The sequence below is a fragment of the Nocardiopsis sp. B62 genome (genome assembly GCF_018070675.1).
Lineage (GTDB): Bacteria > Actinomycetota > Actinomycetes > Streptosporangiales > Streptosporangiaceae > Nocardiopsis > Nocardiopsis prasina.
In genome coordinates this window covers 1-14,164 of the sequence record NZ_JAGPXK010000049.1, presented here as the reverse complement: position 1 = coordinate 14,164, position 14,164 = coordinate 1, and the positions used below count along the sequence as shown (strand labels likewise).

Sequence of the window (14,164 nt, the reverse complement as noted above, 5' to 3'; positions counted from 1 at the left end):
GCTAGTTGACGACCCTGCGCCGCATCTGGAAGGCGGCCAGGTTCCACATCAGCACCACGAAGGCCAGCAGGACGCCGACGTGGCCGAGGGCGGCGAGGGCGTCCAGCCCGCCGAAGACCGCTCCCCGGATGAGTTCGACCGCGTGGTAGAGCGGGTTGACCATGGCGGCCGTCTGGACCCAGTCGGGCAGCTCGGTGAGCGGGAAGAACGTGCCCGCCATGAGGAACAGCGGGGTGAACAGTCCGCTGAACACGTAGTCCATGGAGCGCACCGAGGTGATCACCGCCGAGATCCAGATCCCGAAGAGCGCGAAGGCGAACCCGGCGAGGAAGGCGATGAACGGCACCAGCAGCATCCCGGGGCCGGGCTTGAGCCCGAACCCGATCGCCACCAGCAGCGGCACGCACCCGTAGACGCCGGACCGCAGCGCCAGCCACAGGGCCTCTCCGGTCACGAGTTCGCGCACGTCCACGGGGGCGGCGAGGATGCCCTCGTAGGTGTGCAGGAAGCGGCGTTTGATGAAGGTGTTGATGACGGCGGGCATCATCGACTGGAACATCACCGACACCGCGACGATCCCGGTGCCCAGGAAGTCGATGTAGCTGAACCCGGCGAGCGTCCCGATGAGGGCGCCCATGCCGAACCCGAAGCAGAGCAGGTAGAGGGTGGGTTCGACCACGGCGGCGAAGGTGGTGGCCCGCCAGGACTGCCCGTAGAGGATCCACTCGCGGGCGACCACTCCCCTGACCGCGTCGGCCTCGAACCGGCCGGGCCGGGCGTGCCGTTCGGGGCGGGCGTCCTCGTGACGCTGTGACAGGCTCATTCGACGGACTCCCCGGTCAGGGTCACGAACACGTCCTCCAGGTTGCTGTCCCTGCGGTCGGGGGTGCCCAGCTGGTCCCGGACCGACTCCGGGAGCTCCTCGGCGCGCAGCACGGACACCGTGGTGCCGGTGCGCCGGGTGGTGAAGCCGTGGCCGCGGAGCAGCCGTTCCAGGGCCGCCGTCCCGTCCGGGCCCGGTGTGTACTCCTCCACGCTGGCTCCCGCGTACTTGGCGACGAGGTCGGCCGGGGCTCCCCGCTCGACGACCCTCCCCCTCGCCATGAGGGCGACCTCGTCCGAGAGGCGCTCGGCCTCCTCGATGTAGTGGGTGGACATCAGGACGGTGGCGCCCTCGTCGCGCAGCGCGGTGATCACGCCCCACAGCTCCTGCCGCACCTGCGGGTCCAGGCCGACGGTGGGTTCGTCCATGAGGACCATTTCGGGCCGGTGCAGGAGAGCGCGGACGATGAGCAGGCGGCGGCGCATCCCGCCGGAGAGGTCGTCGACGGGGGTGTCTCCGCGGTCACTGAGCTGCGCCAGGCGCAGGGTGCGGGCGATGGCCTCCTTACGACGGGCCCGGGGGACCCGGTACAGGAACGAGAACATCCGGAGGTTCTGCTCGACGGTGAGTTCCTCGTCGAGGTTGTCGTGCTGGGGGACGACGCCCATGCGGGCCCGCGCCCACTTGGACTCGGCGGGGATCTCGTGGCCGAGGATGCTGATGGTCCCCTCGTCGGCGATGGACTGGGCCGTGAGCATCTTCATGGTGGTGGACTTGCCAGCGCCGTTGGGCCCGAGCAGTCCGAGGACGATTCCCTGGGGTACCTCCAGGTCGAGTCCGTCGACGGCCGTCAGCGATCCGAAGCGCTTGACGACGCCGCGCAGGTGCAGGGCTGGCACGGTGGAGTCCGCCTCGCGGGAGGTCATGGCGGCGCTCCCGGGGACGGCCCGACCGGGCTCTGGTGTGGTCATGGGAACACGGTAGGCAGCGGAGCGCGTGAAAATCCATCGTTTATCCGCACGTGCCGGACGCACACCGGACGGGCGCGGGACGGACGCTGGCCGGGCGCGGGACGGACGCCGAAAACCCGTTGCGCGGGTTCCGGGGGCCTCCCTACCGTGGAGGGGTCGGAACCGAACACGTACGCGCGGGCGTGAGCCCACGCAAGAAGGACTGAGGTCCATGCCCCGGAACGCGCCGAGCGCGCCTCACAGCCGCGCGGGACTCCGCATGCCCCGACACCCTTCGGACGTCTGAACGGACCCCGCCCACGTCGAGAACCGCTCGGCGCTCTTGCTGTCGACTCTTCACCTCTCCAGCAAGGAGCCTCCGGGTTGTCCCATCACGATCCCGATCCCAGAACCACCGTTTCCGACCACTCCGCGCGCACCGTTTTCGGCTGCGTGCTCTGCGGCCTGTCCGTCTCCCTCCTGGGTTCCGACGGCACTCCGCGTGACCACTGCCCGAGCTGTCTGACCTCGCTCCACGTCCACGATCAGGTCGAGGGCGGCGTCTGCGACTGCGAGGGGCGCATGACCCCGATCTCCGTCGTCGTCGCGCGCGACGGCCGATGGAGGCTGGTCCACCGCTGCGTGCGCTGCGACGAGCTCTCCGAGAGCGCCGTGGCCGCCGACGACAACCCGTTGGTGCTCATGCGGATCGCCGTGCGCCCTCTCGCCGAGCCGCCGTTCCCGCTCGAGATGCTCGGGGAGGTGTGAGCGTGGGTCGCGGCAACCACCGGGGCGCCCAGCGCAGGGAGCAGCGCCCCAAGACCGTCCTGCGGTCCCGGGGGGAACAGGGGCGGCGCCACGGCCCGGCCGCGGAGTCGTTCCGGTGCGCGCAGTGCCGGTTGGACGTCCCGCTGCGGGCCCCGGGTACGGCGCACCGCAACCACTGCCCGCACTGCCTGACCAGCCTGCACGTGGACGGGCGGGTCCCCGGCGACAGGGCCGCCGGCTGCCGTGGCCGGATGGAGGCCGCCGGTGTCAGCGCCCGCCCGGACGGCGAGTGGCTGGTCGTCCACCGCTGCCTGGCGTGCGGCGAGCTCAGCGCCAACCGGGTCGCGGGTGACGACAACGCCCGCGCCCTGGTGCGGATCGCGGTGCGGCCGCTTTCGGCCGCCGCTCCGGCGCGGCGCGCGCTGACACTCCTCTGACCTGGAGTGTTCGAGTGATCGGTCGTGGGGTCGGGCTCGCCCGGCCCCCACGACCGCCGCCACCGTGCACGTCGCTCGCCTAGGGTGAGTGGCGTGAGTGAGGAAGTCTCCCCCGCCCGGATGAGGGCCTCCAACAGTGACCGCGAACGCGTCAGTGAGGTCCTGCGCTCCGCCGTGACCGACGGCCGGATCGACATGGAGGAGTTCGAGGAGCGCCTCGACCGGGTCGAGGCGGCCAGGACCCTCGGGGAACTGCCCGAGATCACCTCCGACCTCCTGCCCGCGGAGGAGCAGCCGATCCAGCTCGACCCCGAACCCATGGTCAGCTGGTTCACCACCCTCACCCGTCGGGGGCGCTGGGTGGCACTCCCCGACGAGCTGGCGGGGGCCGTGTGCGGGCGCACCGAGATCGACATGCGTGAGGCCCTGCTCACACACAACCACCACCGGATGAGGGTCAGCACGTTCCTCGGCCGGGTCGTGATCGACGTCCCCGAGGGCGTGGAGGTGCGGCTCAACGGGTGGTCCTTCCTCGGCCGACGCAGCACCAACGCCCGGGGCAGCACGATGTCCCGTCCGCCCGTCCTGGAGATCGACGGCTTCTGCCTGTTCGGGACGGTGCGGGTGCGCGCGCCCAGGCGCCGTCTCCTCCTCGGCCGCCGCGGGGCCCGCCGCCGCCTCGAACGCTGACGGAGCGCCCGACTCGGCCTTGGTGACCTGCGCGGATGTCAACATGACACGCGCAACACCGGGAACCCAGGGTGAGGTGCGTTGTGTCCTGCTGCGTCTGGCAGGCTTGAGGTCACAGGTTTTCCCAGGAGAGATGGGTTGCAATGAGTGAGTTCCGTATCGAGCACGACTCGATGGGTGAGGTCCAGGTCCCGGCCAAGGCCAAGTGGCGGGCCCAGACCCAGCGTGCCGTCGAGAACTTCCCGATCTCGGGCCAGGGGCTGGAGAACGCCCACATCGCCGCGCTCGGCCAGATCAAGGCCGCCGCGGCCAAGGTCAACGCCGAGCTCGGCGTGATCTCCGACGACCTCGGCAAGGCCGTGCGCGAGGCCGCCCTGGAGGTCGCCGACGGCAAGTGGAACGACGAGTTCCCGATCGACGTCTTCCAGACCGGCTCGGGCACCTCCAGCAACATGAACACCAACGAGGTCGTGGCGACCGTCGCCAAGGAGCGCACCGGCCTCGACGTCCACCCGAACGACCACGTGAACGCCTCGCAGTCGTCCAACGACGTGTTCCCCTCCTCCATCCACATCGCCGCCACCTCGGCCGTCCAGAACGAGCTGATCCCGGCGCTGCGCCACCTGGAGGGCGAGCTCACCCGCAAGTCGATCGAGTTCGCGGCGATCGTCAAGAGCGGCCGCACCCACCTGATGGACGCCACCCCGGTCACCCTGGGCCAGGAGTTCGCCGGGTTCGCGGCGCAGGTCCGCTACGGCGTGGAGCGCCTGGAGGCCGTCCTGCCGCGCGTGGCCGAGCTGCCCCTGGGCGGCACCGCCGTCGGCACCGGCATCAACACCCCCGAGGGCTTCTCCGCCAGGGTCATCGCCGAGATCGCCGCCAACACCGGCCTGCCGCTGACCGAGGCCCGCGACCACTTCGAGGCGCAGGGCGCCCGCGACGCCCTGGTCGAGCTGTCCGGCCAGCTGCGGACCATCGCGGTCGGCTACTGCAAGATCGCCAACGACATCCGCTGGATGGGTTCCGGCCCGACCACCGGCCTGTCCGAGGTCTTCCTCCCGGACCTCCAGCCGGGTTCGTCGATCATGCCCGGCAAGGTCAACCCTGTCCTGTGCGAGGCCATGCTCCAGGTCTCCTCGCAGGTCGTCGGCAACGACGCCGCCGTGGCCTTCGGCGGCGCCTCCGGCAACTTCGAGCTCAACGTGCAGCTGCCGATGATGGCGCGCAACGTGCTGGAGTCGATCCGCCTGCTGGCCAACGTCTCCACGGTCTTCGCCGACCGCTGCGTGGCCGGGATCAGGGCCAACGAGGAGCAGTGCCGCGTGTACGCGGAGTCCTCCCCGTCGATCGTCACCCCGCTCAACCGGTACATCGGCTACGAGGAGGCCGCCAAGGTCGCCAAGCAGTCGCTGGCCGAGAAGAAGACCATCCGCGAGGTCGTGCTGGAGCGCGGCTACGTGCAGGACGGCAAGCTCACCGAGGAGCAGCTCGACTCCGCCCTCGACGTCCTCAAGATGACCAACTCGCAGCAGTAGTCTCAACCGGTCCACGGGACCCCCGGGGCACCTCGCGAACGCGGGGTGCCCCCTCGTGCGTCACCGACGTCACCGTCACGACGTGCCACCGAGGGCCCGGAGGCCGGAACCTTCCCCCTACCGTGGGCGTCGGACCCAGTAGTCAGAACTTCCCGCAGAGTGCCCGCTCCGAGAGGGCGACAGATGTCGAGTAACAGCCAGCCGACCATCGCGAACCGCTACGTCCTGCGCCGAGAACTCGGCCGTGGCGGCATGGGGATCGTCTGGGAGGCGCACGACACGGCCCTGAACCGGGTCGTGGCGATCAAGCAGGTGCTGCTTCCCGGCCACTTCACCGAGGCCGAACGCGCCGACGCGCACGCGCGGGTCCGGCGGGAGGCCCAGTCCGCCGCGCGGATCAACCACCCCACGGTCATCACCATCCACGACGTGTTCGAGTACGAGGACGACCCGTGGGTGGTCATGGAGCTGGTCGAGGGCGGTTCGCTCCAGGACCTGCTCAGCGGTTCGGGGCCGCTGCCTCCGGAGGAGGTCGCCGACATCGCCGAGTCGCTGCTCAAGGCGGTGCGCGCGGCGGACGCGGCCGGTGTCCTGCACCGGGACATCAAGCCGGGCAACATCATGATGTCCTCCGACGGCCGGGTCATCCTCACGGACTTCGGGATCGCCACCATGGAGGGCGGTCCGAGCATCACGCGGACCGGTGCCCTGATCGGTTCGCCCGAGTACATGCCGCCCGAGCGGTTGGAGGGCGGACCGGCCGAGCACCGCGGCGACCTGTGGAGCATCGGCGTGACGCTGTACGCGGCGGTCGAGGGGAGCTCCCCGTTCCGCCGCGACTCCATCACCGCGGCGATCGCCGCGGTCATCTCCGCCCAGCTGCCGCCGATGACGCGGGCGGCGTGGCTGGAGCCGGTGGTCACCGGTCTGCTGGAGCGCGACCCGGACCGTCGGCTCACCGTGGAGCAGGCCCTGGATCTGCTGAAGCGGTGCCGCGGCGGAGGCGGGGCGGCCTCCGGAGGCACAGCGGCGGGCGCGGCGGGCGCGGCCGGAGTGGCCGGTGCGGCCCTGGGCGCCGCCGCAAGCGGTCCACAGACCCCCCACCCGGCCTCCCAGCCCTCCGGTGACGGCTACTACGGGCAGGGCCCCTACCCCGGCCAGGACCAGTACGGTCAGCACGACCAGGAGCACTACGCGCACGCGGCGGGCTCGGTCGGTTACGACCAGGGCGGGTACGACCAAAGCGGATACGACCAGGGCGGGTACGGCCACGGTGGTCCCGGTTTCCACGGCGGGCACGGGGGCGGCCACAGCGGGCCCCAAATGGGCATGGCCCACGGGGCGAGCGCACCGCGGTCGCGCCGCCGCGGCTGCGGCCTGGGGACCGTGCTGGGACTGGGAACGCTGGCCGTGGCGGTCCTGCTGGTCATCGGCATCGTGATGGCGACGGCCCTGCGATCCGGCACGTCCCCCGGGGTGTCCGACAACCCGGTGGTCGAGCAGCCCGGACGGGCCGAGAGCCGCGAGGAGGTCGAGGACACACCGGAGGGCGGTGTCCGGGTCGACGGGATTCCCCCCGAGTACGACGAGGACGACCTCCAGACCTTCGACTCCGAGTGGTTCTCGATCTCCTACCCCGGAGGCTGGTCCCCCGACGACAGCCAGATCTCCGAGTCGATCGCGCTGTTCGTGGCTCCTGGGATGGAGCACGAGGTCATGGTGGAGGGCTGGGAGGAGACCGAGTTCACCGGCACCGCCGAGCAGTTCCTCGCCCAGACCGACGGCGGCACCGACATCGAGGACGCCACCAGCGGCTACGAGGTGCGCGACACCGAGGACTTCGACCGGGACGACTTCGAGGGCGGTCTGGCCGGGCTGGACGTCGCCATGGTCGAGGCCGACCTGGTCAACACCAACTGGGGCCAGTCGGAGCGGCGGCTCTGGGCCTACGCGGTGGTCCTGGAGCAGGGCGACCACCGGGTCTTCTACCTGGTGAGCGTGAACGTGCCCCGGGAGGAGGCGGGTGACTTCGACAACGTCCACGAGGACGTCGTCGAGACCTTCACCCCGCACAAGTAGACGGCAGGGTTTCGGACAGCGAAACGGCCCCGCGCGAGGTGCGCGGGGCCGCTTTCGTTGTTCGGGGGACCCAGTACCTAGTACCAGCCGACGGACTGGGAGTGCGCCCAGGCCTCACAGGGGGTGCCGTAGCGGTCCTTGATGTAGCTCAGGCCCCAGGAGATCTGGGTGGCGGGGTTGGTCCGCCAGTCGGAGCCGTGGGAGGCCATCTTGTCGCCGGGGAGCGACTGCGGGATGCCGTAGGCACCGGAACTGGAGTTCTCCGCCTGGTGGTTCCAGTTGCTCTCCTTCTCCCACAGGGGCTCGAGGCAACCGTCGAACTGGTCGGCGCCCCAGCCCTCGGCGGCGACCATCTGGCGGGCGATGCCCTTGGGGTCGCCCGAGAACACGGGCTCCTCCTCCGCTTCCTCCTCTTCTTCCTCTTCCTCCTCGATGTCGCTACCGCTGGCCAGGGTGGACTGCACCCCTTGGCCCTTGGCAGCGTCTCGCTGGTCCTGCGCCTGCGCGCGGAGCTCCAGGAGTTCGTCCTCGGTCAACTGCTCCGAGGCCGAGAAGAACTCGTCGCCCTCGGTTTCGGTGTCGGCCGCGGGTTCCTCGGACCTCGGCACGGCGGCGCTGGCCGCCATCTCCGGGTCCACACCGTCGTCCGCGAACGCGGAGACGGCGAACGTCGCACCGGCGACCAGGGTCGCCGCACCGACCGCCGCGGTACTACGCAGCGACATTCGGTTGAGTAGCACGATTGCCTTTCCCAAAAGGGGGTTAATGGCAGGGAAAAACCTATTAATACCAGTTGTTGGCCTGAGAGTGGGACCAGGCGCCGCACGGGTTCCCGTAGCGGTCCTTGATGTAGCTCAGGCCCCAGGAGATCTGGGTGGCGGGGTTGGTCCGCCAGTCGGAGCCGTGGGAGGCCATCTTGTCGCCGGGGAGCGACTGCGGGATGCCGTAGGCACCGGAACTGGAGTTCTCGGCCTGGTGGTTCCAGTTGCTCTCCTTCTCCCACAGGGGTTCGAGGCAGCTGTGGAACTGGTCGGCCTCCCAGCCCTGGTCGAGGACCATCTGGAGCGCGATCTCCTTGGCGGAGCCCGCGGGGACCGGGGCGGCCGGGGTGGAGTCACCGGAGGAGCCGGAACCCTCGGAGGAGCCGGTGTCGGGGGTCTCCGCCTCGGGCTCGGGTTCGGGCTCGGCGATCTCCGCGCCGGTGCCGCTGGCGGACTGGACGGCCTGCTCGGCCGCGGTCCGTACGTCGTCCCGGCCCTGGTCCCGCTGGCTCTCGCGCTCGGCGTCGTCGACGGCGGGAGGGCTCGCGAAGAACTCCTCCTGGGGCGCCTCCGGCTGCTGGGGGGTGGCCGCCGAAGCCGCCTGACCGGGGTCGAGGTCGCCGGTCTGCGCGAAGGCCGAGACGGTGAACATGCCGCCCGCGACCAGCGCGGCGGCTCCGACCGCGCTCATCTGGCGCAGTGAGATCCGGTTGGCTATCAAGATCGCCCTTTCACGTTGACGCACGCGTGCCCTGGTTCGGGATCTCGCGTGGTGTGGGTCGCCGCCAGGGGCCGCGCGGCCCTTCGTGTGCGCCGTGGAGGGGACGGAGTCGCCGTTCGACCGTCCACGGGGTGGGGCTCCCACACGGGAGGGGGGATTCTCGGTGCAGCGCCCTCAGCCTGCATCATCGTCACGGTGAAGTAACGCCAGTTTTGCCGTGTCCTGACTCACATCACGGAATGTGCCCGCATCGCGGACTTGTGACCTGCAAGGGAACACAAAGAGTCAGGGTGCTCCACGTCCCTCCGGGCTGTGTCACTCGTCTCCGGCTCGGGCCGGAGGAGACCGCCGTCACCGGATCGCGCCCGTACCGCTCCGGCCGACTGAGTACCCGTACTGATGTGCCGAGGCGCACGCGCGAGGAACATGTCGGTATGAACGCCCACGGACTCCCCCAGCCACCGCCCGGCCCACCACGCCACTGCCCCGACTGCGCCGCGCCGCTCGGCGCGGCCGGTCGGGCGTGCGGGCGCTGCGGGCTCAGTCTCGTCGGGCCGACGGCGCAGCGCCTGTGGTGGATCGACACCGAACTGGACGCCCTGCGCGGACGGGAGCGCGCCCTCTCACAGGAGCGCCCCCTCGTGCTGGGCCGTCTGCGCCGGGAGTCCGAGGAACGCGCACGCCGGGCGGTGCCCGCACCGGCTTCCCCGCCTCCGGTCGCGGTCCGGGCACCGGCCCAGGCTCAGGCTCAGGCTCAGGCCCCGATGGTCGTCGAGGTTCCGACCGCCGCGCGGCAGGAGTTGGCACCGGGCCCCGCCCCAGGTGCCGCGTCCGCCGCCGGACCGGCGCCCGAGCGCACCCGGGAGGTGAGCCAGCGCTCGGCCCAGAACGTGATCCTCGGCCTCGGCGGACTGCTCATCGGCATCGCCGCCCTGGTCTTCGCCATCTGGACCTGGAGCGACATGAGCACCGGTGCCCGCGCCGGCGTGCTCGGGCTGACCACCCTGACCTTCGCGGGCCTGGCCCTGCCGCTGTACCGGCGCGGACTGCGCGCCACCGCCGAGACGTTCGGCGCCGTGGCCGCCGGTCTGCTCTGCGTGGACGCCCTCGCCCTGTGGCTGCTGAGCGACCGGATCAGCAACGGCCCCGGTTACACCGCCGCGGCGCTGGCGATCATGAGCGCGCTCCTGCTGCTGTACCCGGCGCTGGTGCCGCTGCGCTCACCGCGTGTCCTGGCGGTCGTGTTCGCGCAACCCGTGCCGCTGCTGCTGGTCGTCTCGCTGCCCAGCGACGGCAACCCCGGCTGGCTGCTGCCCGTGGTCACCGCCACCGCGCTCGCCGACCTGGCGGCCGTGCGCCTCCTCGGCGCTCCCCGTCCCGGTGTTCCGGTCCGCACGTTGTGGGCAGCGGCCGTGGTCCTGTGGTCCCTCGCCCTGCTCGTCGCCCTCGTGGCGGTCCTGGCCGCCACCGGCTACTCAGGCACCGACCCGCTGGGCTGGTGGTCGATGGCGACCACCCTGTTCCTGGCCGGGGTCACCGGTCTGCTGGCCGACCGCTGGCGCCGGTCCTGGACGGTTCCGGCACCGGGCACGTTCTCCGCGTACACGGTGATCGGCCTGGGTTCCCTGACCCTGGCCCCGCTGGTGGCCGGTCCCGCCCACCTGCCGGTCCTGCCCCGCCTCACGGCCTGGCCGTGGAGCCTGGAGCCGTCCGCGATGACCCTCCCGGCCGTGGAACTCCTCCAGTTGGAGCGGGCCAGCACGCTGCCGCCGCTGAACCTCGTGTACCTGGCCGGGGTCCTGGTGGCCGCCGGGTTGGCCGTGGGAGCGGTCTGGCTGCTGCGCCGCTCCGCCCTGCTCGTGGCCCTGGCCCTCGTCGCCCCCGCCGCACTGCTGACGCCGCCGCTGCTCCTCGGGCTGCCGCAGGTCGTGGCGGTGGTGTGGGCCCTCATCGTCGGTGGCGGCCTGGTCCTCGGCTCCGCCCTCCTTGGCCGGTGGGCCGGGGCGATCCCGGTGGTCACCGGAACACTCACCCTGGTCACGGGACTGGTCTGGGCCCTGCCGGAGCGGTACATGACCCTCGCGGCGGTGCTGATGCTGGCCGCCACCGCGCTGGTCTGCGCGGTCGGGGCCCGGCTGTTCTCCGCCGCCGAGGGCCGTCCCGAACCGGGCGGCCGGGCCTCGACCCTCTCCATGGGCGGCACGCTGCTGTGGGCCCTGGCGCTGCTGGCGGGGATCGCCTTCCTGATCGGGAACCGGGGCGCGGACGGCACGGTCCAGGCCCAGTGGTGGCTGCTGACCGCCGCCGCCCTGCTGTCCGCGGCGACCGCCCTGACCTTGGGCCGGGTCGCTCCTGCGGTCCCGAGCGGGCCCGTCCCGGGCCGCGAGCAGCCCGCTTCCGACCCGCGCTGGCTGTTCACGCTGGTCGGTCTGGCGCTGCTGCCCGTGGCCCCGCTCATGGCGCTGCCCGGGGATGCTCCGTCCCTGCCCCTGATCCCCGGAACCGCCCCGTGGTCGGCTCCGGTCGGAGCGATGTGGGGTCCGGCGCACGCGGCGCTCGGGGTGCCCGCGCAGCCCGACCCGCTCACCGCTCTGGGGATGGCGCTCGGCGTGCTCGTGGCGGGCGCCCTGGTGCTGGGGTTGGTGGCCGTCATCGACCGCCGCTGCCTCCCCGCCGGTGTGGCCCTGGTCGCACCCCCGGCCCTGGTTCCCGTGCCGGTGCTGCTGGGAGCGCCGCTCATCATGGCCGTGGTGTGGACGGCGCTGGTCGGCGCGGGCCTGTTCCTGTGGGCCTCGCGGGTGGGCGCGTCCGTCGCCTGGCTCCCCGGGGTGACCGGTCTGGCCACCATGCTGCTGGCGCTGGTGTGGTCCCTGCCCGAGCAGCACACCACCCTGGTCACGCTGTTGACGGCCTCCGTGGCGGTGGCGGTCTCCGCGTGGGCGCACCAGGGCCTGCGGGCCTCCCCCACCGGTGTCCGGAACGGAGGGGCTCCCGGTGCCACGCTCGTGCGCGAGCTGACTGTCGCGGCGTGGAGCACCCTCCTTCTCCTCTCCTTCGCCGCCCTGCTCGTCTCCGCCGGGGCCGGAGCCCCGGGCATGGCGCCCTGGTGGCTGCTGGGCACCGTCACCCTCGTGCTCGGCTCGTGCGCGCTGGTCCTGGGACGAACGGACCGGGGCGGGGAGAGGGGCACCGGCGGAACGTGGTCCGCGTTCGGTGTCGCGGGCCTGGTCCTGCTGGCCGCGGTCCCACCGCTGGTGGGCCCCAACGGCTTCCCGACGATCCCCGCGCTCGTCCCCGGGGGCGGCGCGTTCACCTCCCCGGTCAGGGCCATGGGCGCGCCCGCGAGCACGCTCGTCGGGCTGCCGGTCCCGTCGGACACCCTGACCGCACTGCTCATGGCGGCCGGGCTGTTGGTCTTCGGAGCTCTCTCCCTCGGCGCCGCGCTGCTCCTCGACCGCCGCCTGTTCCGGCCCGCGATCGCCCTGGTCGCGCCGCTCACCCTGGTCCCGCTGCCGGTGCTGCTGGGCGCACCCCTCATCGTGGCCGTGGTGTGGACGGCACTGGTCGGCGCCGCCCTGTTCCTGTGGACCTCGCGGGTGGGCCCGTCCCTGGCTCCGCTCCCGGGGGCGACCGGACTGGCCACGATGCTGCTCGCCCTCGGCTGGGCACTCCCCCAGCAGCACACGGCGCTGATCGTCCTGTCGCTGATCGCCGCCGTCACGCTGGTCTCCGCCCGCCTGCGCCACGGCCTGGCCCCGCAGGCGGCGCACTCCCCCGAACGTTTCGTGTACGGGCTGACCGTCGTCGCGTGGTCCCTCGCCCTGTTCTCCGGATGCGGACTGTTGATCGGGTCCGCCACCGTGGGCGCCCCCGGCCAGGTCCCCTGGTGGCTGCTGGGCGCCGCCGCCCTCGTGCTCGGTATGACTGCCCTGGTGCTGGGACGCACGGACCGCCTGAGGGCGGCGGGGCCGGGGCGAACCGACGCACCGGTTCCCTTCGGCGGGGCGGGGGTGCTGTTGTTGGCGCTCGTGCCGCTGGTGGCTGGCCCGCCCGGGCTCCCCGCCCTAGCCCTGTTCGCCCGGACCCACGTCGTCGGCGGGGCACCGCTCTCCGCCCTGCTGGAACCCGCGCACGTGTTCGTGGGTGTGCCCGGGCCGTCCGACGCCCTGGGCGCGCTCACCGTCTCGGTGGGACTGCTGGCCGCCGGGGTGCTGGCCCTGCTCGCGGTGTTCCTCGTGGACCGGGCCATGCTGGTACCCGTCGCCGCGCTGGTCGTTCCCCTGACCCTGCTCCCGCTGCCGGTGGCGCTGGGCCTGCCCTTCCTCGTCGCCCTGGTGTGGACCCTCGCGGTCGGCGCCCTCCTGCTCGTCGGGGCCGCGCTCCTCCGCGACGACCGGCTCTCCTGGGCGCCTTGGGCGAGCGGGCTGTTCTCGCTCTCCCTCGCGTTCGGTTGGGCGCTCTCGGAGCGGCACAGCGCCGTGGCGGTCCTGCTAGCGGCGGCCGCGGTGCTCTCCGTGGTGACCGCGTTGGCCCGGACCCGGTTCGTGGCGATCGCCTCCACCTCCGTCTCCACGGCGGCCACCGGGGGGTTCGCGCTCGCGCTGCCGCTGGCCCTGGGCGCGCCGGTCGAGTACGCGGCCTTCGGCCCCCTCGCCGTGGTGGCCGCCGTGGCGGCGGTCGCCCCGCGTCTGGGCCACCCCCTGGTCACGGCGGCCGAGGTCCCCGCCGCCTCGTGGGCCGGGGTCACTCTGCTGCTCACCGTCCTGAACGGCGGACGGCTGGAACTGGTGGCCACGGCCCTGGCGGTGGTCGGGGTGATCAGCCTGGCCAGCGCCGTCCGGCCGCACCGGCGTTGGTACGCGGGGGTCGGCGCCGCGCTGATGTTCCTCGCCCTGTGGACGGCCCTGGCGTCCTGGGAGGTCACCGTCCCGGAGGCGTACACGGCCCTGCCCGCGCTCGCCTTCCTGGTGATCGGCTGGGAGTGGTCGCGTAAGGCGGCCAGGACCCCGTCGAGCTGGCTCGCCTACGGCGGCGGGCTGGCGCTGCTCCTGGGCCCCACCGTGTGGGAGGTGCTGACCGGGGACGACATGGTCTGGCGGGTGCCGGCCGTACTGGCGGCGGGTCTGGCCGTCACCGTATGGGGGCTGCGCCAGCGTCTGAGCGCCGCCCTGGTGCTCGGCGGCCTCGCACTGCTCGTCACGTCGCTGCGCGCCTTCGGGCCGCCCCTGTGGGAGCTGAGCCAGCTGACTCCCAACTGGCTCCCGTTCGCGGTGATCGGCGCCGTGCTGCTGTTCGTGGGTGCCCGCTACGAGGCCAGCCTCACCCGCCTGCGCCAGGTCGGGAGGTACCTCTCCCAACTGCGGTAGGCGGCGGTCGGGGGCTGCCTGCGCGGGGGTGGGG

10 protein-coding genes are annotated in these 14,164 nt (G+C 72.4%); 6 read left to right on the top strand and 4 right to left on the bottom strand.

All coding sequences use genetic code 11. The features are described 5' to 3' along the window. Position 1 precedes the first annotated feature (1 nt). Both KBX21_RS25985 and KBX21_RS25980 read right to left on the bottom strand, forming a co-directional pair. A complete protein-coding gene (locus KBX21_RS25985; RefSeq protein WP_049568710.1) occupies positions 2-823 on the bottom strand; it encodes an ABC transporter permease in 822 nt (273 codons plus the stop codon). Then, entirely contained in the window at positions 820-1,749 is a 930-nt protein-coding gene (locus KBX21_RS25980; protein ID WP_049568708.1) for an ABC transporter ATP-binding protein, read from the bottom strand. The genes KBX21_RS25985 and KBX21_RS25980 overlap by 4 nt, the downstream gene beginning before the upstream one ends. A 408-nt stretch (positions 1,750-2,157) precedes the next feature. On the opposite strand from KBX21_RS25980, the gene KBX21_RS25975 reads away from it, so the two are divergent. The 5 genes from KBX21_RS25975 (at position 2,158) to KBX21_RS25955 (ending at position 7,282) form a co-directional block, all read left to right on the top strand. After that, positions 2,158-2,541, top strand: a complete 384-nt coding sequence (locus KBX21_RS25975) for an RNHCP domain-containing protein (RefSeq protein WP_210844271.1) — start codon at positions 2,158-2,160, stop codon at positions 2,539-2,541. Next, positions 2,538-2,978, top strand: a complete 441-nt coding sequence (locus KBX21_RS25970) for an RNHCP domain-containing protein (protein WP_210844265.1) — start codon at positions 2,538-2,540, stop codon at positions 2,976-2,978. The genes KBX21_RS25975 and KBX21_RS25970 overlap by 4 nt, the downstream gene beginning before the upstream one ends. A 120-nt stretch (positions 2,979-3,098) precedes the next feature. Continuing rightward, positions 3,099-3,668, top strand: coding sequence for a DUF1707 domain-containing protein (locus tag KBX21_RS25965; RefSeq protein ID WP_210844278.1), 570 nt, complete (start codon positions 3,099-3,101; stop codon positions 3,666-3,668). Between the two features lie 143 nt (positions 3,669-3,811). Next, positions 3,812-5,203 (top strand): class II fumarate hydratase, encoded by a 1,392-nt coding sequence (locus tag KBX21_RS25960; RefSeq protein ID WP_049568696.1) that lies wholly within the window; start codon positions 3,812-3,814, stop codon positions 5,201-5,203. Between the two features lie 183 nt (positions 5,204-5,386). Beyond that, the gene (locus KBX21_RS25955; protein WP_210844264.1) at positions 5,387-7,282 is read left to right on the top strand and encodes a serine/threonine-protein kinase; all 1,896 of its coding nucleotides are present in this window, start codon (positions 5,387-5,389) and stop codon (positions 7,280-7,282) included. Positions 7,283-7,359: 77 nt separating this feature from the next. On the opposite strand, the gene KBX21_RS25950 is transcribed toward KBX21_RS25955, so the two are convergent. Next, positions 7,360-8,007 carry a lytic transglycosylase domain-containing protein gene (locus KBX21_RS25950; RefSeq protein WP_199776483.1) on the bottom strand — a complete coding sequence of 216 codons (648 nt, stop codon included), beginning with the start codon at positions 8,005-8,007 and terminating at the stop codon, positions 7,360-7,362. A gap of 58 nt (positions 8,008-8,065) precedes the next feature. Beyond that, positions 8,066-8,734, bottom strand: a complete 669-nt coding sequence (locus KBX21_RS25945) for a transglycosylase SLT domain-containing protein (protein ID WP_210844263.1) — start codon at positions 8,732-8,734, stop codon at positions 8,066-8,068. A gap of 464 nt (positions 8,735-9,198) precedes the next feature. Between KBX21_RS25945 and KBX21_RS25940 the strand changes: the two genes are divergently transcribed. Beyond that, positions 9,199-14,130 (top strand): SCO7613 C-terminal domain-containing membrane protein, encoded by a 4,932-nt coding sequence (locus tag KBX21_RS25940; RefSeq protein ID WP_210844261.1) that lies wholly within the window; start codon positions 9,199-9,201, stop codon positions 14,128-14,130. The last annotated feature ends 34 nt before the right edge of the window (positions 14,131-14,164 follow it).

Bases quoted from the DNA above. Each gene is read 5' to 3' on its own strand.
- KBX21_RS25950 (WP_199776483.1), bottom strand. From the start codon at position 8,007: ATGTCGCTGCGTAGTACCGCGGCGGTCGGTGCGGCGACCCTGGTCGCC.
- KBX21_RS25955 (WP_210844264.1), top strand. From the start codon at position 5,387: ATGTCGAGTAACAGCCAGCCGACCATCGCGAACCGCTACGTCCTGCGC.
- KBX21_RS25965 (WP_210844278.1), top strand. From the start codon at position 3,099: ATGAGGGCCTCCAACAGTGACCGCGAACGCGTCAGTGAGGTCCTGCGC.
- KBX21_RS25960 (WP_049568696.1), top strand. From the start codon at position 3,812: ATGAGTGAGTTCCGTATCGAGCACGACTCGATGGGTGAGGTCCAGGTC.
- KBX21_RS25940 (WP_210844261.1), top strand. From the start codon at position 9,199: ATGAACGCCCACGGACTCCCCCAGCCACCGCCCGGCCCACCACGCCAC.
- KBX21_RS25945 (WP_210844263.1), bottom strand. From the start codon at position 8,734: ATGAGCGCGGTCGGAGCCGCCGCGCTGGTCGCGGGCGGCATGTTCACC.
- KBX21_RS25980 (WP_049568708.1), bottom strand. From the start codon at position 1,749: ATGACCTCCCGCGAGGCGGACTCCACCGTGCCAGCCCTGCACCTGCGC.
- KBX21_RS25985 (WP_049568710.1), bottom strand. From the start codon at position 823: ATGAGCCTGTCACAGCGTCACGAGGACGCCCGCCCCGAACGGCACGCC.